We start from the raw sequence: 21,561 nt of genomic DNA, 5'->3' as shown, positions 1-21,561 counted from the left end.
GCAACCCCCCGCCACTACCATCGCCGGTATGCCTCCCCCTTCCGGCCGTTCCGGCGGTACCAAGCCGGGTCGACGGAACCGACGGACCCCCAAGCGGCCCCTGCGGACCGTCGACGAGGTCTCGGCGGGCGGGCTGGTGCTGGACCCCGGCCGCGCGCACGCCGCGCTCATCGGCAGGCTGGACCGCAGGGGGCGACTGCTCTGGTCGCTGCCGAAGGGCCACATCGAGGCCGGTGAGACCGCCGAGCAGGCCGCGGTGCGCGAGGTGGCCGAGGAGACCGGCATCAGGGGCAGGATCCTGATGCCGCTGGGAACGATCGACTACTGGTTCGTCGCCGAGGACCGGCGAGTGCACAAGACCGTCCACCACTTCCTGCTGGAAGCGGTGGGCGGAGAGCTTTCCGATGAGGACGTGGAGGTCACCGAAGTGGCGTGGGTGCCGCTGGGTGAGCTGGACGCGCGGCTCGCGTACGTCGACGAGCGCCGACTGGTGCGCCGGGCGGCCGAGCTGCTGGGTGAGGGTCAGGAGTCGGCGTGAAACGCCTGTTCGCGGCGCTGGGAGTGGCCGCTTTTCTGCTCGGTACGACGCCGCTGGCGCACGCGCAGCGCGGGACCGGGGACACCGGTGCCGACGTGCCCAAGCACGGCAGGCTCGACCTCGACGCGATCTCCCCGAGGGTGGTGACATCGGACGCGACGGAGATCAGGGTCACCGGACGGCTGACCAACATCAGCGACCGCAAGGTGAGCCGGATCGAAGCGCGCGTCCAGGTCGGCCAGGCGCTGGCCAGCGACGACAAGGCCCACGCGGCGCTGACCGGGACCGTGGCCACCGACCAGTCCTCGCGCTGGTCCAAGGTCGCCGACGCGCTCGACCCCGGGCAGAGCGCGCGGGTGGACTTCACCGTGCCGCTGGACGCGCTGAAGATCACCGCGCCCGGTGTCTACCCGATGCTGGTCAACCTCAACGGCTATCCGGAGTACGGCGGGCAGACCCGGATCGCGGAGAGCCGGATGCTGCTGCCCGTGCTCGGCACGGCGGGCGGGACCGCGCCGCCGCCCGCCGCACCCGCGACGATCACCGTGCTCTGGCCGATCACCGACAAGCCGCACCTGCTGTCGGCGTTCGACTCCTACCAGGAGAAGCGCAAGGTGCTGCGCAACGACGAGCTCGCCAAGGCGCTCCAGCCGGGCGGGCGGCTGTCGAACCTGGTCGAGGCGGTCGAGGAGGCCGCGCCGAAGAACTCCGCCGTCGGCAGTTCCCTGTGCTTCGCCATCGACCCCGACCTGATCAGCACCGTGAGCGCGATGACGACGAACTACGCCGTCCGCAGCGGGGAGCAGATCGTCGAGCGCTCGGCGTCGGCCGCCGCGAAGCAGTGGCTGGACCGGCTCAGGGACGTGGTGCAGGGCCGCTGCGTGCTCACGCTGCCCTTCGCCGACGTAGACCTGGTCGCGCTGTCCAGGGCCGGGCTGACCGACCTGGAGAAGCTCTCCCGCGAGAAGGACTCCATCGTCACCGAGGCGCTGAGCGCGGTGCCGCTGCAGCACGTCGCGTGGCCCGCTGACGGCGTGCTCGACGCCAGGGCGCTGGCCGACCTTGACGAGACCGTCGTGGTGATGGACCAGCGCGGGCTCCAGCAGAACCCGCCCGCCCACCAGCCGGTCCGGGTGACCGCGGCCAAGGAGGGCGTGCAGACCGGCCCGAGCGTGCTGATCGCCGACCCCATCGTGAACACCGCCTTCGAGCGGGCGAACCAGAGCGGCGCGCTGCGCATGCAGAACGCCCTCGCCGCGATCGCCTACCGGGCGGGCGTGGTCGGCAAGACCGGCGGCAGCGTGCTTGTGACACCGCCGAGGCGGTGGACGGAGTCCGCGGAGGAGCTGACGGCGCTGCTGCGCGCGACCGGGCAGCTGGTCGAGGGCGACCGCCTGGCCAAGGCGAAGCGGCTGACCGACCTGGCCGCGGTGTACAACCCGGGCCGCACGGTGCCGTTGAACTACCCGCCTGCGGGTGGTGCGCGGGAGATCTCCCCAGAGCTGACCAACAAGGTGCTCGACGCCCGCAACACGATCCGCGACATGGTCAACTACATGGAGGAGGACCCGGCGCGGAAGGTCCGGCCGAGCGCGCTCACCGATCCGCTCCAGCTCGGCCTGCTGCGCGCGATGTCCTCGGCGTGGCGCACCGATCCCGCCGGTGGTGCCGGGGCCAACGCCGAGGTCCTCGACCAGGTCGCGGCGCTGACCAGCAAGGTAGACGTTGTCGAGCCGCCGACCTCCTACGCGCTGGCCTCCTCGTCGAGCCCGCTGCCGTTGACGCTGCTCAACGACCTGCCCGTGGTGATGAAGGTCCAGCTGAACTTCTCCGACACCCCGGGACTGCGCACGGAACCGCTGGAGGAGAAGCTCGCTCCCGGCGGCGGCCGCCAGGTCAAGGTCACCGCCGAGGTGAACCGCTCCGGCCAGTTCACCGTGGACGCCTGGCTGACCACGCCCAAGAAGGGCATGGTGCTCGGCAACCCGAAGCGCCTGACCATCCGCTCCGCGGCCTATGGCAGCGTCACCCTCGGCATCACCCTGACGGCGGGGCTGCTGATGGTCGGGATGATGGGCAGGCGCGTGTACAAGCGGCTGCGCTACGGCCCGACGATGAAGAAGCCCGTCGAGGACATGAACGAGCGACTCCCGCAATCGGAAGGCACGTGATGACCGCCAGCACGACCGGCGCGAACGGTCCGGCTCCCCTGCCTGCGAAGCCAGAACCGTCGCTGGCGAAGACCAGCGGTTCGATGGCGATCGCCACCCTGGTCAGCCGGATCACCGGGTTCGGCTCGCGGGCCATGCTGCTGTGGATCATCGGCTCCGGCGTCATCACCGACTCCTACAACGCGGCGCTGACCGTGCCGCTGCAGATCTACGAGCTGCTGCTGGGCGGGGTGCTCACCAGCATCCTGGTCCCGCTGCTGGTGCGGGCGCAGAAGGACGACGCGGACGGCGGGCTCGCCTACACGCAGCGACTGCTGACGATGGGGCCGATCCTGGCGACGGGCGCGGCGATCGTGGCCGTCGCCTGCGCGCCGCTGCTGACCAGGATCTACGTCGACGGCTCGACCAATCGCGCCAACCCGGACCTGGCGACGGCGTTCGCCTACCTGCTGCTGCCGGAGATCGTGTTCTTCGCGATCGGCGCGCTGTTCATGGCCGTGCTCAACGCGCGCGGGGTCTTCGGCCCCACCGCGTGGGCGCCGGTGATGAACAACGTGGTCGTCGTGATCACGCTCGGTGTCTACGCGCTGCTGCCCGGCGAGCTGACCCTCGACCCGGTGCGGATGACCGACGCGCACCTGCTCGTGCTCGGCGTCGGCACCACGCTCGGCATCGCCGTGCAGGCGTTCGTGATGCTCCCGGCGATGCGCAGGGCCGGCGTGCGGTTCCGCTGGCGCTGGGGCTGGGACAAGCGGCTGACCGAGTTCGCCGGGCTGGCGGGCTGGACCTCGCTCTACGCGGTCTTCGGCATCATCGGCATCGTCGTGAACACCCGCGTCGCCACGGCCGCCGACAACGGCGCGCTGACCCAGTACAGCCTGGCGTGGCAGCTCTTCCAGCTGCCGTACGGCATCCTCGGCGTCTCACTGCTGACCGCGATCATGCCCCGGATGAGCCGCAACGCCGCCGACGGCAACATGAAGGCGGTCGTCGGCGACCTCGGGCTCGGCACCCGGTTGATGGCGCTGATGCTGGTTCCGGTGAGCGGTGCGCTGACCGTCATCGGCGGCGACATCGGCGTCTCGATCTTCAACCTCGGCAAGACCAGCTACGAGCAGGCGTACAGCCTCGGCTCGACGCTCGCCGTGTCCGCGTTCGGTCTGCTGCCCTACGCGGTGAACCTGTTGCAGATGCGCGTGTTCCAGTCCATGAAGGACGCGCGCACGCCCGCGCTGATCATGCTGATGATGATGGCGTTCAAGATCCCCGCGATCCTGCTCTGCCCCAAGCTGCTCGACCCGGACGACGTCGTGCTCGGCCTCGCCGTCGTCAACTCGGCGACCTTCCTGCTGGGCTGGGTGATCGGCGACATCTGGCTGCGCGTCCGGCTGGGCAAGCTGGGGACGGCCAAGACGCTGCGCAGCGTCGCGCTCGCGGTGTTCGCCACGGTGATCGGCGGCGCGATCATGTTCAGCGCCTCGGTCCTGGTCGACTGGATCGTTCCGGTCGGCTCGTCGAACTACTGGTACTCCGTGGTGTCGCTCATCACAGCGGGACCGCTCGGTCTCATCGCGACCTTCGCTGTCCTTGCGGCACTGGACATCGAGGAGCTCCGCCCGGCGCTCGCCAAGATCGGTCGCCTCGTTCGCCGCAAGTGAACTCCGCTTTTCACGTACCCTGAGTGACGACTGAGCTGACCGCGCACGCAGGGGCGACGGCCGTCCTCGACGGCGCGCGGCAAGAGGGAGAGTGCGGGGTGACTGGCACGCCGTCCGAGCACAAGGCACCGCGTCGGGAGGCGGCAGGTGCCCTGCTGCCCGGTGCCGCGATCGCGGGTGGCCGTTACCGGTTGCTCACGCGCATCGGCTCCGACGACCGGGTGCCCGCGCAGTTCTGGCGCGGCAAGGACAACTCGCTCGGGCGGGACGTCGCGCTCACGCTGCTCGTCGGCGACCCCCGCGACCCGAACAGCGCGGCCCGCGCGCGGCGCACCCTCGAACGCTCCATGCGCCAGGCCGGTTTCTCGCACCCCGGCGTCGCCCGCCTCATCGACGTGCTGTGGCAGGGCAACGGCCTCGACCCGGCCGAGGGGCTCTACGGCATCGTCGTCGCGGAGTGGACCCAGGGCACCGACCTGATCGACCTCGTCGCGGAGGGGCCGCTGCCTGCTGGCACGGCGTCGAAGCTGCTCGAACCGCTCGCCGGAGCCGTGGAAGCCGCGCACCACAACGGTCTCGTGCTCGGCACCGACCACCCGATGCGCCTGCGCGTGACGGCCGACGGCAAGCTCCGGCTCGCCTTCCCCGGCCCGTTCCCGGAGGCCGACGCCCGCCAGGACGTCCGAGGGCTCGGCGCCGCGCTCTACCTGCTGCTGACCGGCCGCTGGGCGCTGCCCGAGGGCACCAACGGACTGCCCACGGCCCCCACGGGCCCTGACGGCACCGTGGTCTCTCCGAGGACGCTGCGCCCCACGCTGCCGCACGAGATCTCCACGGTCGCCGTGCGGAGCCTGGTGGAGACCAGCATCGGCGGACTGCGCACGGGTGCCGCGATCCTGCGCGTGCTGGAGCAGACGGCCGCCGACGAGGCCGAGGCCGCCGCCATCAAGGCGGAGGACGAGCGGCTCGCCGCCGAGCAGGCGGAGTCCGCGGACGAGATCGCCAAGACCAAGCGCGGCCGCAAGCGCAAGCTCGCGCTGAGCTTCACCGCGCTGGCCGCCGCGACGGTCGGTGTCTTCGCGTGGCTGGCGTTCCAGGTGGTCGGGATGTTCCAGCAGCAGCCGAGCCACTCCGGCCCCACCGTGGCGTTCAGCCAGTCGCCGGGCGCGAACCCGCAGCCGGGCGGGGGCGGCAACGCCCAGCCCCCGGTCAACCCGCCCAAGGCCGGTGGTCCCGCCGCAGTCGCCTCGGTGAGCGTCTACAACGTCTCCGGCGAGCCCGACAACGTGAACCGGATCAAGCGCGTGATCGACGGCGATCCGCGCTCCAGCTGGAAGACGCTGACCTACCGGCAGCCGTTCCCCGCGCCCAAGCCCGGCGTTGGCGTGATGGTCACCTTCGACGAGGCCGTGAAGCTGGCCAAGGTCGTGGTGGACTCGCCGAGCGACGGCACCACCGTCGAGGTGCGCAGCGCGACCTCCGACGACGCCAGCCTCGAGGACACCAAGGTGATCGGCTCGGGAACGCTCGCCTCCGGCGACACCGAGATCCAGCTGAACCCCGAGGGCAGCACCAAGTACGTGCTGCTCTGGATCACCGGGCTTGCGGGCAGCGAGGGGCGCAACGTCTCCGAACTCTCGGAGCTGACGTTCCTCCGAGCGGAGTAACACCCGGGAGGGTGAAGGTCGTTTCACGTGGAACGTTATTCTCGCGACGTGACAGCCGCTGCCAGTACGGACGGTGCTCTCATCGCGGCGCACGCCGCGGGTGATCCACACGCCTTCACCGAGTTGGTGCGCAGGCACCGGGACCGGTTGTGGGCGGTTGCCCTGCGCACCCTCCGCGATCCGGAAGAGGCGGCCGACGCGCTCCAGGAGGCGTTCATCTCCGCCTTCCGCGCCGCCGGCTCCTTCCGCGCCGAGTCCCAGGTGACGACCTGGCTCCACCGGATCGTCGTGAACGCCTGCCTCGACCGCATCCGCCGCCGCCAGGCGAGACCGACCGTGCCGTTGCCAGAAGCAGGCCCGGGGGAACCCGCGGTCAGCAGGGACGCCATGGCCGACCGGGAGACCTCGCTCGCCGTGCAGTCCGCGCTCGCGGAGCTGCCTGCCGAACAGCGGTCGGCCATCGTGCTCGTGGACGTCGAGGGCTACTCCGTCGCCGAGACGGCGAAGATCCTGGGCATCGCCGAGGGCACGGTGAAGAGCCGCTGCGCGAGGGGCCGGGGCAAGCTCGCCAAAGTGCTGGGGCATCTGCGGAACCCCGACGCGGGTGACGGCGTCCCACTTGATGGTCGAGCCAGGCAGGCACGGCGCCAAGGGGAGGGAAGATGACCGGCAACGAGGGGCGTTCACGGACGCCCGACGGACCGCCGTGGTCCGTTGACCTCCTCGCTGACCTGCACGCGGGAGTGCTCGACGGTGACGTCGCGGCCGATCTGCGGCACAGGGTGGCACAGGACCCGGAGGCCCGCGCGGTGCTCGCCGCGCTGGACGCGACGACCGCGGACCTCGCGGCGCTGCCCCCGCTGACCATGCCGCCGGAGGTCTCCTCCCGCATCGAGGCGGCGATCCAGAACGAGGTCCGCGCCGCCATGGCGAACGTCGGCCTCCAGGTTCCCGCCGCATCGGAGGCGGTAGAACAAGCGCCACAGGACAACGTGGTCCCGATCGACCTCGCGCGGCGCAGGCGCAGGAAACAGCTGGGCTGGGGCGGCGGCGTGCTCGCCGCGGCCGCGGCCGTCTTCGGGATCGCGATGATGACGATCCCCGGTGGCACCACGGTCGGCACACCGCAGGCACAGCCGGGCGTCGGTTCGAGTTCTTCCGCACCTGGGCCAGGGGACGGGTCCATGACGCTCAAGGACTCCGACCTCAGCTCGGTCCCGCCGGGAGTCGTCGGCAACAACGACCTCGGCCCGCTCAGCGACAGGGCCAGGCTCACGGCCTGCCTGCAGGCCAACGGCTACCCGGCCACCACGGCACTGCTGGGTGCCCGTCAGGTGACGCTGGACGGCAAGCAGGGCGTGCTGCTGATCCTCGGCGACCCGGTCACGGTCGGCAGGCAGCGGCTGCTCGTCGTCGGCCCGAACTGCTCCACGAGCACGCCGGACAAGATCGCCGAGAAGACCGTCGGCAGGTAGTCCCGTCGCCGTTCACTGTGACGTGAACGGCGACGGGAACAGCCCCACCTAGGATCGCGTTGAGCCCGAGTACCGGGAGATGAGCAAGACGCGGAGGCCCTAGGTGAGTGCAGACGTCCGAAACCTGATCATCGTGGGTTCCGGCCCGGCCGGGTACACCGCGGCGGTGTACGCGGCGCGCGCCCAGCTGGACCCGCTGGTGTTCGAGGGCAGCCAGTTCGGCGGCGCGCTGATGACCACCACCGAGGTGGAGAACTACCCCGGCTTCCGCGACGGCATCATGGGCCCGGACCTGATGGAGCAGATGCGCGCCCAGGCCGAGCGCTTCGGCGCCGAGCTGCGCGCGGAGGACGTCGAGGAGATGGACCTGACCGGCGAGCTCAAGTCGGTCCTGGCCAACGGCGTGCGCTACCAGGCTCGCGCGGTCGTCCTCGCGATGGGCGCGGCAGCCCGCTACCTGCACGTTCCCGGGGAGCAGGCCCTGCTCGGCCACGGTGTGTCGGCGTGCGCGACCTGCGACGGGTTCTTCTTCAGGGACCAGGACATCGCGGTCGTCGGCGGTGGCGACTCCGCGATGGAGGAGGCCACCTTCCTCACCCGCTTCGCCAGGTCCGTGACGATCATCCACCGCCGCGACGAGTTCCGGTCCTCGCGGATCATGCTGGAGCGCGCACGGGCCAACGAGAAGATCAAGTGGCTGACCAACGCCGCCGTGACCGAGGTGCTCGGCGAGAGCAGCGTCACCGGAGTCCGCGTCACCGACACGGTGACCGGCGAGGAGTCCCTGCTGCCGGTGACCGGCCTGTTCGTGGCGATCGGGCACGACCCGCGCAGCGAACTGGTCCGCGACCAGGTGGACACCGACTCCGACGGCTACGTCGGCGTGCGGCACCCGAGCACCGCCACCAGGATCGACGGCGTCTTCGCCTGCGGCGATCTCGTCGACCACACCTACCGCCAGGCGATCACGGCGGCGGGCTCCGGCTGCTCCGCCGCGATCGACGCCGAGCGCTGGCTCGCCGAGCACGCTCCCGCCCAGGAAGCCGTCTCCGCGGCAGCCAACTGACCCACCAGCGACAACACAGGAGAGAACACCATGGCCAACACCGTGACCGTCACCGAAGCGACCTTCGCCGACGAGGTCCTCAAGAGCAGCAAGCCGGTGCTGGTGGACTTCTGGGCGACCTGGTGCGGTCCGTGCAAGATGGTCGCCCCCGTGCTGGAGGAGATCGCCTCCGAGAAGGCCGACCAGCTGACCATCGCCAAGCTGGACATCGACGCCAACGCGGGCATCGCGCGGGACTACCAGATCATGTCCGTGCCGACGCTGATCCTGTTCAAGGACGGCGAGCCGGTGCAGACGATCGTCGGCGCCAAGCCGAAGGCCGCGCTGCTCAAGGAGATCGCCGACCACATCTGAGGTCGTGAGCTGATCGACGCCGTGCAACCCCGGTCCACCCAGATCCGTCTTAGAGGGGTGGGCCGGGGTTCGCGCTGTGCGTGGGCGTCCGGCCACTCCCCGTAGCCCGAAGAAGGGCGCGTCGAGTAGCAGGGCACAATATGGCTTTCACGATCCGCGCCGCGTCTTTCGGCGCCTGAATACACGAGCGAGGGGTGCATGCAGCTGCTCCGCCGCGGTGACGACGGTCCTGCCGTTGCCGAGATCCGAGCCACCCTCGTCACGCTGAAGCTGCTGCCCCCCGCGAACGGTTCCGGCCCGTCGGACGCCTTCGACGGCGCCGTCGAGCACGCGGTGCGCACCTTCCAGCAGCAGCGCGGGCTGATCACCGACGGCATCGTCGGCCCCGCCACCTACCGCAGCCTCTGCGACGCGCGCTGGCGCCTCGGCGACCGCAACCTCGCCTACCTGGTGTCCAACCCGATGTGCGGCGACGACGTCAGCGCGCTGCAGGAGCGGATGCTGGAGCTCGGCTACAACGCGGGCCGCGCCGACGGCGTCTTCGGCAGCCAGACCGAGCACGCGCTGCGCAACTTCCAGCGCGACTACGGCCTGGTCGTCGACGGCATGTGCGGGCCGGGCACGTTGCGCGCCCTGCGCCAGCTGTCCCCGCGCGCCCGCGGTGGCCGCCAGGTGTTCCTGCGCGAGCAGGAGAACCTCCGCAACTCGGGCCCCAGGCTGAGCGGCAAGCGCATCGTCATCGACCCGGGTCACGGCGGCCAGGACCGCGGCGTGTTCGTCGCCGGTGTCGCCGAGGCCGACCTGGTCTGGGACCTCGCCCGCAGGCTCGAGGGCCGCATGGTCGCCACCGGTATGGAGGCGCTGCTCTCCCGCGGTGAGCAGGTCTGCCCGGCCGAGGCCGACCGCGCGCAGTTCGCCAACAAGGCGGGCGCTGACCTGTTCCTGTCGCTGCACACCGACGCCAACCGCTCGCCGCTGGCCGAGGGCGTCTCCACCTACCACTTCGGCAGCGGTCAGGGCACCACGTCGTCCACGGTGGGGGAGGCGCTGGCCGGTTTCATCCAGCGCGAGATCACCGCGCGCACCGGGATGCTCGACTGCGGCTCCCACCCCAAGACCTGGGAGACGCTGCGGCTGACCCGGTGCCCGGCTGTCCGCGTCGAGGTCGGCTACCTGACCAGCGAGAACGACCGCCGCAGGCTGCTCGACCCGGCGTTCCGCGACATCGTGGCCGAGGGCATCCTCGTTGCCGTGAAGCGGCTCTACCTGCTCGGTGAGAACGACCAGCCGACCGGCACGTTCACCTTCAAGGACCTGCTCCAGTACGAGCTGGCCAAGGCCGACTGAGTCCCCGACAGCACGAAGAAGCCCCCCGGCCGCTCGGCTCGGGGGCTTCTTCGGTGAACGGGGCCTCAGCGCAGGCTGGACTCGGAGATCGTGGCGGTGCTGGTGATGCTGACCTCGCCGAGCAGCCGCTCCAGCGCGGCCTCGACGTCTTCCTTCCAGGTCAGGCCGGTGCGCAGCTCCAGGCGCAGCCTCGGCCAGCGCGGGTGCTCGCGCACGGTCTTGAACCCGACGCTGACCAGGAACGCCGCCGGGATGACGCAGCTGTCGGCGTCTTTCTCCTGGGCGTGGCCGAACGCCTCGATCGCCTTGACACCGCGGCGGGTGAGGTCCTTGGCGACGGCCTGGACGAGCATCCGCCCGAGCCCGGTGCCCTCGAACTCCGGCAGCACCTTCAGCGAGGTGAGCATGACCGCGTCCGGGCTGACCGGCGCGGTGGGGAAGGCGGCAGCGCGCGGCACCGCGTTGGGCGGCGCGTAGAGGACGAACCCGGCGGGCACGTTGTCGCTGTAGGCGATCCGGCCGCAGGAACCCCACTCCAGCAGGACGCTGGAGACCCAGGCTTCCTTCTCGAGCTCGGTCTGGCCGAACTCCTCGGCCTGCTCCTTGATGTGCGGGGCCAGCTCCCAGAACACACAGCCCCGGCAGTGCCGAGGCAGGTGGTCCAGGTTGTCCAGCGTGACGCTGTCGACGCGTCGCGACACCTGACCTCCCCGCAGAAGGACGTCACTCGCCTTCTCCGACGAGAACGCTTACCAGCATAAGCGCGCCGAGCCCACGGCCGAAAGTGACATAACCAGCACGGTGGGGCCGCCCCGACCGGCGTCTTTCTAGACTAGGCCGACGTTGTCGGTGTGCACGGCCCCAGGGAGCGCCGCATGAACCTACCGGGACAGGGACCTGATCAGCAAAGCAACCCCTCGGTTGCGGCAGCTGCGGGTCGCAGCCTCGACCCGCACGTTCAGCGCTACGCGGCCAGGACCGCGGGCATGACGGCCTCGGAGATCCGCGCGCTGTTCGCCGTCGCCAGCCGTCCGGAGGTCGTCTCGCTGGCCGGTGGCATGCCGTACCTGGCCGCGCTGCCGATGGACGCGCTGGCCACCGACGTGGCCGAGCTGATCGCCACCGAGGGGCAGCAGGCGCTGCAGTACGGCTCCGCCCAGGGCATCCCGAGGCTGCGCGAGCAGATCTGCGAGGTCATGGCGCTGGAGGGCATCTCGGCGCACCCGGACGATGTGGTGGTGACCGTCGGCTCGCAGAGCGCGCTGGACATGGTCACCAGGATCTTCTGCGACCCGGGCGACGTGGTGCTCGCCGAGGCCCCGTCGTACGTCGGCGCGCTGGGCACCTTCACCGCCTACCAGGCCGAGGTCGTGCACGTCGAGGTCGACGACGACGGCCTGATCCCGTCCGCGCTCAGCGCCGCGCTCGACGCCGTGCGGGCGAGCGGCAGGCGGGTGAAGTTCCTCTACACGATCCCGAACTTCCACAACCCGGGGGGCGTGACGCTCTCCGTCGAGCGCCGCCCTGAGGTGCTGCGGATCTGCGCCGAGCACGGCGTGCTGGTCATCGAGGACAACCCGTACGGGTTGCTCGGCTTCGACGGGCAGACCTATCCCGCGCTGCGCGCCAGCGAGCCGGACAACGTGGTGTACCTCGGCTCGTTCTCCAAGACCTTCGCCCCGGGCCTGCGGGTCGGCTGGGCGCTGGCCCCGCACGCGGTGCGGGAGAAGCTGGTGCTGGCCGCCGAGTCCGCGACGCTGTGCCCGCCGACGATCACCCAGGCCGTGGTCTCGGCGTACCTGACCAAGCACGACTGGAAGGGCCAGATCAAGGTCTACCAGCAGGCCTACCGCGAGCGGCGCGACGCGATGCTCTCCGCGCTCGAACAGCACCTGCCCGCGGGGTGCACGTGGACGAAGCCGGACGGCGGCTTCTACGTGTGGCTGACCGTGCCGGAGGGGATCGACACCAAGGCCATGCTGCCGAGGGCGGTCACCCACCGCGTGGCCTACGTGCCGGGCACGGCGTTCTACGGCGACGGCTTCGGCACCAGGCAGATGCGGTTGTCCTTCTGCTACCCGACCCCGGAGCGCATCCGGGAGGGCGTGCGGCGGCTGGCGACGGTGCTGGAAGGCGAACTGGAACTGCTCCGCACCTTCGGAACGGCGTTGGTGAAGGGCGGGACAACGCGCCAGGTCAGCGGCCCGCACTCGCCGTCACCGGACACCGCCTGACCCGGAGTTGTCCACAGCTGTCCATTGCCTGTGGGCAGTTGTCCCCAGCTTGGGGCCGAGTTGTCCACAGGGTTGTCCACTGGTATGTCGGATCGAGGAGTACGGGTGTCGGATCGCTGGATCGCCGTGTTGTCCGGCGGGCTCTCGCACGAGCGCGAGGTCTCGCTGCGGTCGGGACGGAGGCTCTCAGCGGCCCTGCGCGGCACCGGCCTCGTCGTTGAGGAGTGGGACGCCGACGGAACGCTGCTGAGCCGTCTGCGGGGCTCTCGGCCCGATGCGGTGGTGGTCGCGCTGCACGGCGGGGAGGGCGAGAACGGCGCGGTGCAGTCCGTGCTGGAGCTGGCGGGCGTCCCGTTCGTCGGGACCGACTCGAAGGCGTGCCGCAGGGCATGGGACAAGCCGACCGCCAAGGCCGAGCTCGCGCGCTCCGGGCTGGCGACGCCGGAGTGGGTGGTGCTCCCGCACAGCACCTTCCGCGTGCTCGGCGCCCAGGCCGTGCTCGACTCGCTGGTCGACCGGCTCGGGCTGCCGCTGATCCTCAAGCCGGACCAGGGTGGCTCGGCGCTCGGCGCACGCGTGGTCCGCGACGCGGCCGAGCTGCCCGCCGCGATGGTCGGCTGCCTGGCCTACGGCGACACCGTGATGGCCGAGCGCTACATCGAGGGCGTCGAGGTCGCCGTGACGGTCGTGGACGGCCCCGAGGGACCGGTGGCCCTGCCCGCCGTGGAGATCGTTCCGGAGAGCGGCCTCTACGACTACTCCGCGCGCTACACCGCCGGGCTCACCCACTACCACGCGCCGGCGCGGCTCTCCGAGGCCGAGGCGAAGGCGGTGGGGGAGCTGGCGGTCGCCGCGCACCGGCTGCTCGGTCTGCGCGACGTGTCGCGGACGGACGCGATCGTGGCGCCGGACGGCACGGTGCACTTCCTCGAAGTGAACGTCTCGCCCGGACTGACCGAGACCTCGCTGCTGCCGATGGCGGTCGAGGCGGCCGGGCTCTCGCTCGGTGCGGTCTTCGCCGGACTCGTCGAGAAGGCCGTCACTCGCGGCTGACGAACGCCGAAGGGGCCCCTGGACGCTCAGCGCGTCCGGAGGCCCCTTTTTCGGTTTCGTCACCGTGACAAAACGACCCGGTGTGACGACTAGGCTCCGTTTTGTGCCCGATTTGTCCCGTTCGGCTGCATCATCGCGACGATGCGCTCCAGGTCGTCGACCGAGCCGAACTCGACGACGATCCGGCCCTTCCGCTTGCCGAGTTCGACCTTCACCCGCGTCTCGAAGCTGTCGGAGAGCCGCTCCGCCAGATCCTGGAGACCGGGCGCGTGCATCGGCTTGCGGGGAGCGGGCTTCGGCTTGGCGGGCAGCTCGCTCTTCGCGAGGGTGACCGCCTCCTCGGTGGCCCGCACCGACATGCCCTCGGCGACGATGCGCGCCGCCAACTCCTCCTGGCCGCCGGAGTCCTCCAGCCCGAGCAGGGCGCGGGCGTGACCGGCGGAGAGCACCCCGACGGCGACCCGGCGCTGCACGGGGAGGGGGAGCTTCAGCAGGCGGATCATGTTGGTGATGACCGGGCGACTGCGCCCGATCCGCGAGGCCAGCTCCTCGTGGGTGACCTCGAACTCCTCCAGCAGCTGCTGGTAGGCCGCCGCCTCTTCGAGGGGGTTCAGCTGGACGCGGTGGATGTTCTCCAGCAGCGCGTCCCGGAGCATCGCGTCGTCGGCGGTCTGCCGGACGATGGCCGGGATCTTGGTCAGCCCGGCCAGCTTGGACGCCCGCAGCCGCCGCTCACCCATGACGAGCTCGTAGGAGTTGCGGGACAGCTCGCGCACGACGATCGGCTGCATGAGGCCGAACTCGCGGATCGAGTGCTCCAGCTCGGCGAGCGCCTCGTCGTCGAAGACCTGCCTCGGCTGCTTCGCGTTGGTCTTGATCTCCGAGATCGGGACCTCGCGGTAGACCGCGCCCGCGACCTTCCCGCTGAACTCCTCGGGCTTGCCGCCCTCTCGGTTGGCAACGGCGAGAGCGCCGCCCGAGGCTCCTGCCGCAGGGGCACCGCCCGGCGGGCCCTGGGGGATCAGGGCGGCGAGCCCCCGTCCGAGGCCGCCTTTCCGTTCGCTCATGTCCGCTCCATCTGCGTGCCCCGGATGGCCAGCTCGCGCCCGGCGTCGAGGTAGCTCATCGCTCCACGGGAACCCGGATCGTAAGCGAGCACGGTCTGTCCGAAGCCCGGCGCCTCCGAGACCTTCACACTTCTGGGGATGACCGTCTTCAGCACGTGCTCGCCGAAGTGCGAGCGCACCTCCGTGGTGACCTGGTCGGCCAGCTTGGTGCGCCCGTCGTACATCGTGAGCAGGATCGTGGAGACGTCCAGCGTGGGGTTCAGGTGCGCCTGGACCAGCTCGATGTTGCGCAGCAGCTGGCCGAGACCCTCCAGCGCGTAGTACTCGCACTGGATGGGGATGAGCACCTCACGGGCCGCCACGAGCGCGTTCACCGTGAGCAGGCCGAGCGACGGCGGGCAGTCGATGAAGACGTAGTCCGGGCGGAGTTCGTCCAGCGCCTCGGGGGAGAGGGCCTCCTTGAGGCGCCCCTCGCGGTTGGGCATGGAGACCAGTTCGATCTCCGCGCCGGCCAGGTCGATCGTGGCCGGGACGCAGTACAGGTTGTCGGACTGGCTGCTGACCGCCGCCGCGTCGGACACGGAGATCTCGCCGATCAGCACCTCGTAGATGGACGGGGTACCGGAGCGGTGTTCGACGCCCAGGGCGGTGCTGGCGTTGCCCTGCGGGTCGAGGTCGATCACGAGGACCTTCAGCCCGTGGATGGCCAGGGCCGCCGCCAGGTTGACCGTGCTCGTGGTCTTGCCGACGCCGCCCTTCTGGTTCGCGACGGTCATGATCCGGCGCCGGACGGGCCGGGGGAGTTGGTGCGCGTCGGGGTGGAGCACCTTGGTGGCCCGTGCGGCCTCCTCGGCGATCGGGGTCCACCCGGAGAACTGGTCGGAGGTCGTCACCGCGTGTTGCCCCTCTCCGGCATTCGGCGCGCTGTGCGCTCCGTACGAACCCACTGTTTCACGTGGAACATCCACCGCTCCGTTCTGCGACTCACGCTCACCGATCCTTCCTCCTGCGCCGCCGGGAGTCCCGGCCGTGGTCGACCTCGACCCGCGGCACGAGCACCACCGTGGTCGGCACCTCCAGGACGCCTTCACCCCGGGTCACGACCTCGGCGACGCCGCCTCCGGCCGCCTTCACCTCGCGGGCGTCGCGCTCGATCTCCTCCGCCGCACTGGCCCCCTTGAGCGCGATCAGCTGGCCGCCCGGGCGAGCCAGGGGGAGGCACCAAGCCGCGAGCTTGGCCAGCGGAGCCACCGCGCGCGCGGTCACCACATCGGCCCCGCCGTGGTGCGTCCGCACCGACTTCTCCTCGGCGCGACCGCGGACGACCGTCACCGAGGACAGGCCCAATTCGTCCGCCACGTCCTCCAGCCATCCGACGCGGCGAGCCATCGGCTCCAGCAGCGTCAGGTGCAGATCGGGGCGGGCGATGGCCAGCGGGACACCGGGGAGCCCGGCACCGGAACCGACGTCGATCACGCGGGCACCTTCGGGGAAGAGGTCGCGGATCACCGCCGAGTTCATCAGGTGCCGATCCCACAGCCGGTCGACCTCGCGGGGGCCGATGAGCCCCAGCTCGACGCCGCGCTGGGCCAGCATGTCGTGGAACCGCACGGCGAGCTCCAAGCGGGACCCGAACACCTGCTCCGCTCCGGGCGGGGGGCCTGCGGGGGTCGGCGCGGACGGACGCTGTTCGGTTTCGTTCATCTCTCTCCAGCTCGCGGTTGCGTTTCACGTGAAACACGGGCGCTCGGCACCGCGGCCGCGTCGCCGTGTTTCACGTGAAACGAGTATCGAGGGTTCGCCCGGGGCCACCCACTCCGGCTCGCCGCTCACGCGCCAACGGGCGCGGCGATCGCGCCACCGGCCAAGCATCACGGGTCCGAAGCGAGAAGGGAAGCGGATGGCGGGCGAGGTGAACCTCGTTACGCGCGGCGTGACGAGGGTGGCTTTCGCCCGGTGCGGGTTCCCCCAAAACAAGGGTCCTCCGCGGCGGGTGAGGCGGTCAAGCTGAGGGGGCGCTTGTGCGGAGATTCGTTCGGCAGTTCCTTCGTCCGGGGCAGCCCGGCACGCGAAAGGACCCCGCGGTCGGTGACCACGGGGCCCTTCGGGGGAGTGCTGCGTCAGGAGGTGCGGAACACCACGACGCGACGGTTGGGCTCCTCGCCCTCGCTCTCGCTGTGCACACCGCTGACGGTGGCGACCGCGTCGTGCACGACCTTGCGCTCGAACGGCGTCATCGGGCGCATGCGGATCGACTTCTCGGTCTCGAGGACCTTCTCCGCCGTGGAGCGGCCCAGCTCACTGAGCTCCTCCCGACGCTTGGCCCGCCAGCCCGCCACGTCGAGCATCAGGCGGCTGCGGACACCGGTGGCCTGCTGCACCGCGAGGCGGGTCAGCTCCTGGAGGGACTCCAGCCCCTCACCGCGGCGACCGACCAGCTTCTCCAGGTCCTCACCGCCGTCGATGCTCACGATCGCGCGCCCGGCCTCGACGTCGAGGTCGATGTCGCCGTCGTAGTCGAGCAGGTCGAGCAACCGCTCCAGGTAGTCCCCGGCAACGTCGCCCTCGCGCACGAGCAGCGACTCGCCGCCCTCGGCCTCATCGGCTGAACCGGCGGCGTCGGTCCGCACGTCCGCATCCGCGGCCTGCAAGGTCTCCGACACGGTTTCTCCTCTCAACTTGCAGCCGCCTCAGCGGCGCTTGCGATTCTGCTTCTTGCCGCGAGACCGGTCGTCGATGATCCCAGGAACGGTGCCCGGCTTGGGGCGGGCGGAGTCGTCCTTGGGAGCAGAGCCGTTCGCGGCGGGCTTGTCGGCCGGCTTGTCGTTCTCGGCCTTGGTGGGGTCCTCGCCGGAGGAGGTCGCGGTGGTGTCCGCGGCGGGGCGCTTGCGGGCGGGCTTCTGGCCCGGCTTCGGCGCGAGGTTCTGCCGCTTGGAGATCGCGTCCTGCTTCTTCTGCTCTTCCTCGCGGTCGATGCGGTGGTACACGACGTACTGCTGCATCAGCGTCCACAGGTTGTTGCTGACCCAGTAGAGCAGCATGCCCATGGGGAGGAAGAGGCCTGCGACGAGCACGCCCAGCGGGAAGACGTAGAGCGCCAGCTTGTTCATGATCGCGGTCTGCTGGTTGGCCGCGGCGGGGTTCTGCCGGGCGACCGAGTGCCGCGAGGTGAGGTGCGTCAGCGCGCTCGCGACGATCATGATGGGGATCGTCACGAAGATCTGGACGTTGCGGTCGGTGCCGTAGTGGGCCAGCGTCTCGGCGGTCGCGGTGAGCGAGGACGAGAAGTTCGCGCCGAGCAGCTTGGCGGCCAGGTAGGACTTCACGTCCTCGGCGCCGAAGAAGAAGTTCTGCTCAGCCCCGGCCTTGAAGCCCTGGAGCACGTTGGTCAGACCGAAGAAGACCGGGATCTGCACCAGCATCGGCAGGCAGCCGCCGAGCGGGTTGAAGCCGTGCTCGGACTGGAGCTTCTGCATCTCCGCGGCCAGGCGCTGCCGGTCGTTGCCGTACTTCTCCCGCAGCTTCTGCATCTGCGGAGCGAACTCCTGCATCTGCTTCATGGAGCGCACGTACTTGACGAACGGCTTGAAGAGGATGGCCCGCAGGGTGAAGACCAGGAACATGATGGACAGCGCCCAGGAGATGCCGCTGGCGGCTCCGAACAGCGTCCCGAAGACCTTGTGCCAGACCCACATGATGCCTGACACCGGGTAGTTGATGAAATCCAGCACGAAGCTACTCCTCGGCGGGGATGTGGTGAACCCGCTCCTGGTCAGTGGACTCGCCACGTGACCCTCGGCGCGGTGGAACGGGGTCCATGCCTCCAGGGTGCCAGGGGCCGCAGCGGAGCAGTCGGCGCGCGGCGAGCCAGCAGCCGCGGAGCGCGCCGTGCACGGTGATCGCCTCGACGGCGTAGGTGCTGCAGCTTGGGTAGAAGCGACAGGACGGGGGGAGCAGGGGGGAGATCCATCTGCGGTAGCCGCGGATGGGCAGCAGGAGCACGCGCCCGGCGAGACCGGGACGGCCCGGCTCGGACTCGGGTGGCTGCTGCTCGGTCATGACGACGGTCCGCGCGCGGGACGCCGGAGCTTGCGCAGCGCGGCGTCGAGGTCGGCCGCGAGCTCGGTGCTCGTCGCGTCAGCCGCGGGAGCGAGCGCGCGGACGACGAGCTGGGAGCCGGTGGGCAGCTCGGCCAGCCGGGGCCCCAGCAGGTGCCGGAGCCGACGGCTGACGCGGTGCCGCACGACGGAGTTGCCGACTGCCTTGCTCACGACAAAGCCCACTCTCGACGGGGGAACCCCGCCTGGAGTGGGCAGCGTCGCATCAACCGCTTCGGCCATGCCTTCCTCCCGCTCGGGCAGCAGAGCGTGCACCACGAGCCGGGAACGTCCACTGCGCCGTCCCCGGCGCATCACCAGACCGAAGTCCTGGCGACGCCTGAGCCGGGAGACCGCGGGGAGCACGGCGTGGACGGCTGTCAGGCCGACAGCTCAGCGCGTCCCTTGCGACGGCGAGCGGCCAGGATGGCGCGGCCGGCGCGGGTGCGCATGCGCAGCCGGAACCCGTGGGTCTTGGCGCGACGACGGTTGTTGGGCTGGAAGGTGCGCTTGCTCACGGACGGATCTCCCGGTTGCTCATTACTGGCAGGTCGATGGTCGTCCCACGCCCGCCGAGGTAAGGAAGGTGCTGCCCCACGACGTCGTTGGCTCGGGAGAGCCACATGACGGGCGCAGCGCAACGCTCCCGCTGCGAGCGGGAGACCGTTCGAGGGTACGCACCGGGCATCCGCACATCAAATCCGGGGCCTTCGACCACCACCGGGCTACGGACTGCACACGGTCGGTTGACTTCCACACCGCCCATCGCGGGCGCCAGCTTGTCCCTCGCGGTCGCCGTTGCTAGCGTGCCTGTCCGCGCTCGGGACCGGAAGCTCCTGGGAGTTCGCCGGACACCCTGCACACGCGATCGGCACCGCCTGCGGGCGGGGGTCGTTCGAGGCAGCGGGGCAGCCCGCCGTACCTTCATGCACAGTTGTGGATAATCCTGTGGACGCCCATATCCTCACCGACTCAGCGGTCGCGACTCGGGTACGGGCAGGCGGGTGTCTCCCGCCGGCCAGACGGGTCGCGTGCGAGGTGGAGGGGAGGGGAGCGCAGCAGTGTCCGACAACCACGATCTGGCTCTCATCTGGGACCGGGTCGTCCAGGAGCTGTCAGCAGGCACCCTGACCAGGCAGCAGCGCGCGTGGATGCAGATCACCAGGCCGATCGGCCTGCTCGACGGCACCGCCCTGCTCGCCGCCCCGAGCGACTTCGCCAAGGACGCCATCGAGCGCAGCCTGCGCGGACCGATCACCGCGGCGCTGTCCCGTCACCTCGGCGGGACCGTCTCGCTCGCGGTGAAGGTGGACACCGCCCAGCCGAGCGCGGCCGTCGCCAGCCCGCCGCCGGGGATCGGCGCGGGCCCGGGGCTCGCCGTCCCGCCGGAGACCGCTTCCGAGATCACCCGCCCGCTGCCGGTCATCACCGACGACGGCGAGGAGGAGGTCGACGAGGAGCGCGAGGCGCTGGCCACGGTCAACGAGATCTGGCCGACCTTCAACGGCCAGGCCCCCGAGGGCGGGCTGGCGGGTCAGCCGTTCACCATGCCCCGGCACGGGCCGCCGACCTCGCAGACCAAGCTCAACGAGAAGTACACCTTCGACACCTTCGTCATCGGCGCCTCCAACCGCTTCGCCCACGCGGCGGCGGTCGCGGTGGCCGAGGCACCGGCGCGCGCCTACAACCCCCTCTTCGTCTGGGGGGAGTCCGGGCTGGGCAAGACCCACCTGCTGCACGCCGTCGGGCACTACGCGCAGCGGCTGTTCCCCGGGATGCGCGTGCGCTACGTGTCGACGGAGGAGTTCACCAACGACTTCATCAACTCACTGCGGGACGACCGCAAGGTCGCCTTCCAGCGCCGCTACCGGGACGTCGACATCCTGCTCGTCGACGACATCCAGTTCCTGGAGGGCAAGGAGGGCACGCAGGAGGAGTTCTTCCACACCTTCAACACGCTGCACAACGCGAACAAGCAGATCGTGGTCTCCTCCGACCGCCCGCCCAAGCGGCTGGAGACGCTGGAGGACCGGCTGCGCACCCGCTTCGAGTGGGGCCTGATCACCGACGTCCAGCCGCCCGAGCTGGAGACGCGGATCGCGATCCTGCGCAAGAAGGCGGCACAGGACCGGCTGAACGTGCCCGCGGAGGTGCTGGAGTTCATCGCTGCCCGGGTCGAGCGCAACATCCGCGAGCTCGAGGGCGCGCTGATCAGGGTGACGGCCTTCGCCTCGCTCAACCGGCAGCAGGTGGACACCCAGCTCGCCGAGATCGTGCTGCGCGACCTGATCCCCGACTCGCACGCCCCGGAGATCACCGCGCCGACGATCATGGCGGTCACCGCGGAGTTCTTCACGCTGACCATCGACGACCTCTGCGGCCCCGGCAAGACGAAGGCGCTCGCGGGCGCCCGGCAGATCGCCATGTACCTGTGCCGCGAGCTGACCGACCTGTCGCTGCCCAAGATCGGCCAGACCTTCGGCGGCCGCGACCACACGACGGTCATGCACGCGGACAAGAAGATCCGCAAGGAGATGGCGGAGCGCCGCCGCACCTACGACCAGGTGCAGGAGCTGACCTCCCGCATCAAGATGCGCGCCAAGGGCTGACCCCGGCGCTCGTCCTCACCCCCGCACGGCTCGCACGGGCCCGCTGACGCGCGCTCGCGTGCCGGGGCCGCCCCAGCTCGTCCTCGCGCTCGGCACTCCTTCTTTATTCAGGATGGGGAGCGCGCGGACGGGCATGGTCGAGACCGGCCTTCCGGCGTTCTCCGGGGGTGTGATCCCCTGTCCCTCGGCGGTTGAAGCCGGGCCGACCCGCGCCCTCGTCCCGTA

At 70.6% G+C, this 21,561-nt stretch carries 21 protein-coding genes; 12 read left to right on the top strand and 9 right to left on the bottom strand.

What is annotated here, in order from left to right; genetic code table 11:
* Positions 1-28 precede the first annotated feature (28 nt).
* The 9 genes from ABD798_RS08460 to ABD798_RS08420 all read left to right on the top strand — a co-directional run bounded on the left by ABD798_RS08460 (position 29) and on the right by ABD798_RS08420 (position 10,276).
* Positions 29-538, top strand: coding sequence for an NUDIX hydrolase (locus ABD798_RS08460; protein ID WP_344872370.1), 510 nt, complete (start codon positions 29-31; stop codon positions 536-538).
* Positions 535-2,709, top strand: coding sequence for a DUF6049 family protein (locus ABD798_RS08455; protein WP_344872368.1), 2,175 nt, complete (start codon positions 535-537; stop codon positions 2,707-2,709). Before ABD798_RS08460 ends, ABD798_RS08455 begins: the two co-directional genes overlap by 4 nt.
* Complete coding sequence (murJ, locus tag ABD798_RS08450) at positions 2,709-4,367, top strand: murein biosynthesis integral membrane protein MurJ (RefSeq protein WP_344872366.1); 1,659 nt, start codon at positions 2,709-2,711, stop codon at positions 4,365-4,367. Before ABD798_RS08455 ends, murJ begins: the two co-directional genes overlap by 1 nt.
* A gap of 98 nt (positions 4,368-4,465) precedes the next feature.
* Positions 4,466-6,034, top strand: a complete 1,569-nt coding sequence (locus tag ABD798_RS08445; RefSeq protein ID WP_344872364.1) for a protein kinase family protein — start codon at positions 4,466-4,468, stop codon at positions 6,032-6,034.
* 48 nt (positions 6,035-6,082) lie between these two features.
* A complete protein-coding gene (gene sigM / locus ABD798_RS08440) occupies positions 6,083-6,700 on the top strand; it encodes an RNA polymerase sigma factor SigM (RefSeq protein WP_344872362.1) in 618 nt (205 codons plus the stop codon).
* A complete protein-coding gene (locus tag ABD798_RS08435; protein WP_344872360.1) occupies positions 6,697-7,509 on the top strand; it encodes a hypothetical protein in 813 nt (270 codons plus the stop codon). Before sigM ends, ABD798_RS08435 begins: the two co-directional genes overlap by 4 nt.
* 103 nt (positions 7,510-7,612) lie before the next feature.
* The gene (gene trxB, locus ABD798_RS08430; RefSeq protein WP_344872358.1) at positions 7,613-8,575 is read left to right on the top strand and encodes a thioredoxin-disulfide reductase; all 963 of its coding nucleotides are present in this window, start codon (positions 7,613-7,615) and stop codon (positions 8,573-8,575) included.
* A gap of 30 nt (positions 8,576-8,605) precedes the next feature.
* Complete coding sequence (gene trxA / locus ABD798_RS08425; RefSeq protein ID WP_344872356.1) at positions 8,606-8,929, top strand: thioredoxin; 324 nt, start codon at positions 8,606-8,608, stop codon at positions 8,927-8,929.
* A 198-nt stretch (positions 8,930-9,127) separates the two neighbouring features.
* On the top strand, positions 9,128-10,276 hold the full coding sequence (locus ABD798_RS08420) for an N-acetylmuramoyl-L-alanine amidase (protein ID WP_344872354.1): 1,149 nt from the start codon (positions 9,128-9,130) through the stop codon (positions 10,274-10,276).
* Between the two features lie 65 nt (positions 10,277-10,341).
* Here ABD798_RS08420 and ABD798_RS08415 read toward each other — a convergent pair whose 3' ends face one another.
* Positions 10,342-10,977, bottom strand: coding sequence for a GNAT family N-acetyltransferase (locus tag ABD798_RS08415; RefSeq protein WP_344872352.1), 636 nt, complete (start codon positions 10,975-10,977; stop codon positions 10,342-10,344).
* 174 nt (positions 10,978-11,151) lie between these two features.
* On the opposite strand from ABD798_RS08415, the gene ABD798_RS08410 reads away from it, so the two are divergent.
* Together ABD798_RS08410 and ABD798_RS08405 are read left to right on the top strand one after the other, a co-directional pair.
* A complete protein-coding gene (locus ABD798_RS08410) occupies positions 11,152-12,510 on the top strand; it encodes an aminotransferase-like domain-containing protein (RefSeq protein WP_344872350.1) in 1,359 nt (452 codons plus the stop codon).
* A gap of 105 nt (positions 12,511-12,615) precedes the next feature.
* Positions 12,616-13,563, top strand: a complete 948-nt coding sequence (locus tag ABD798_RS08405; RefSeq protein ID WP_344872348.1) for a D-alanine--D-alanine ligase family protein — start codon at positions 12,616-12,618, stop codon at positions 13,561-13,563.
* Between the two features lie 89 nt (positions 13,564-13,652).
* Here the strand turns inward: ABD798_RS08405 and ABD798_RS08400 are convergent, their stop codons facing one another.
* The 8 genes from ABD798_RS08400 to rpmH form a co-directional block, all read right to left on the bottom strand.
* Positions 13,653-14,630, bottom strand: a complete 978-nt coding sequence (locus tag ABD798_RS08400; protein ID WP_344872346.1) for a ParB/RepB/Spo0J family partition protein — start codon at positions 14,628-14,630, stop codon at positions 13,653-13,655.
* Positions 14,627-15,523 (bottom strand): ParA family protein, encoded by an 897-nt coding sequence (locus ABD798_RS08395; protein WP_344872344.1) that lies wholly within the window; start codon positions 15,521-15,523, stop codon positions 14,627-14,629. Before ABD798_RS08395 ends, ABD798_RS08400 begins: the two co-directional genes overlap by 4 nt.
* A 97-nt stretch (positions 15,524-15,620) precedes the next feature.
* Positions 15,621-16,334 carry a 16S rRNA (guanine(527)-N(7))-methyltransferase RsmG gene (gene rsmG, locus ABD798_RS08390; protein WP_344872342.1) on the bottom strand — a complete coding sequence of 238 codons (714 nt, stop codon included), beginning with the start codon at positions 16,332-16,334 and terminating at the stop codon, positions 15,621-15,623.
* Between the two features lie 416 nt (positions 16,335-16,750).
* The gene (locus ABD798_RS08385) at positions 16,751-17,293 is read right to left on the bottom strand and encodes a Jag family protein (protein ID WP_344872340.1); all 543 of its coding nucleotides are present in this window, start codon (positions 17,291-17,293) and stop codon (positions 16,751-16,753) included.
* 27 nt (positions 17,294-17,320) lie between these two features.
* Entirely contained in the window at positions 17,321-18,361 is a 1,041-nt protein-coding gene (gene yidC / locus ABD798_RS08380; RefSeq protein ID WP_344872338.1) for a membrane protein insertase YidC, read from the bottom strand.
* Between the two features lie 4 nt (positions 18,362-18,365).
* Entirely contained in the window at positions 18,366-18,689 is a 324-nt protein-coding gene (gene yidD / locus ABD798_RS08375) for a membrane protein insertion efficiency factor YidD (protein ID WP_344872336.1), read from the bottom strand.
* Positions 18,686-19,093: a ribonuclease P protein component gene (rnpA, locus tag ABD798_RS08370; protein WP_344872334.1), complete on the bottom strand. Its 408-nt coding sequence runs from the start codon at positions 19,091-19,093 to the stop codon at positions 18,686-18,688. The genes yidD and rnpA overlap by 4 nt, the downstream gene beginning before the upstream one ends.
* 14 nt (positions 19,094-19,107) lie before the next feature.
* Positions 19,108-19,245: a 50S ribosomal protein L34 gene (gene rpmH, locus ABD798_RS08365; RefSeq protein ID WP_010849920.1), complete on the bottom strand. Its 138-nt coding sequence runs from the start codon at positions 19,243-19,245 to the stop codon at positions 19,108-19,110.
* A gap of 543 nt (positions 19,246-19,788) precedes the next feature.
* Here rpmH and dnaA point away from each other — a divergent pair.
* Positions 19,789-21,336, top strand: coding sequence for a chromosomal replication initiator protein DnaA (dnaA, locus tag ABD798_RS08360; protein WP_344872332.1), 1,548 nt, complete (start codon positions 19,789-19,791; stop codon positions 21,334-21,336).
* Positions 21,337-21,561 lie beyond the last annotated feature (225 nt).

Origin of the sequence: Allokutzneria multivorans, from assembly GCF_039537405.1 — a bacterium.
Taxonomy (GTDB): Bacteria; Actinomycetota; Actinomycetes; order Mycobacteriales; family Pseudonocardiaceae; genus Allokutzneria; species Allokutzneria multivorans.
Note: the sequence above shows the minus strand (reverse complement) of the source record. Positions and strands in the feature narration are given on the sequence as shown.

Bases quoted from the DNA above. Each gene is read 5' to 3' on its own strand.
- ABD798_RS08400 (WP_344872346.1), bottom strand. From the start codon at position 14,630: ATGAGCGAACGGAAAGGCGGCCTCGGACGGGGGCTCGCCGCCCTGATC.
- yidD (WP_344872336.1), bottom strand. From the start codon at position 18,689: ATGACCGAGCAGCAGCCACCCGAGTCCGAGCCGGGCCGTCCCGGTCTC.
- murJ (WP_344872366.1), top strand. From the start codon at position 2,709: ATGACCGCCAGCACGACCGGCGCGAACGGTCCGGCTCCCCTGCCTGCG.
- rsmG (WP_344872342.1), bottom strand. From the start codon at position 16,334: ATGAACGAAACCGAACAGCGTCCGTCCGCGCCGACCCCCGCAGGCCCC.
- ABD798_RS08435 (WP_344872360.1), top strand. From the start codon at position 6,697: ATGACCGGCAACGAGGGGCGTTCACGGACGCCCGACGGACCGCCGTGG.
- ABD798_RS08460 (WP_344872370.1), top strand. From the start codon at position 29: ATGCCTCCCCCTTCCGGCCGTTCCGGCGGTACCAAGCCGGGTCGACGG.
- ABD798_RS08410 (WP_344872350.1), top strand. From the start codon at position 11,152: ATGAACCTACCGGGACAGGGACCTGATCAGCAAAGCAACCCCTCGGTT.
- ABD798_RS08420 (WP_344872354.1), top strand. From the start codon at position 9,128: ATGCAGCTGCTCCGCCGCGGTGACGACGGTCCTGCCGTTGCCGAGATC.
- trxA (WP_344872356.1), top strand. From the start codon at position 8,606: ATGGCCAACACCGTGACCGTCACCGAAGCGACCTTCGCCGACGAGGTC.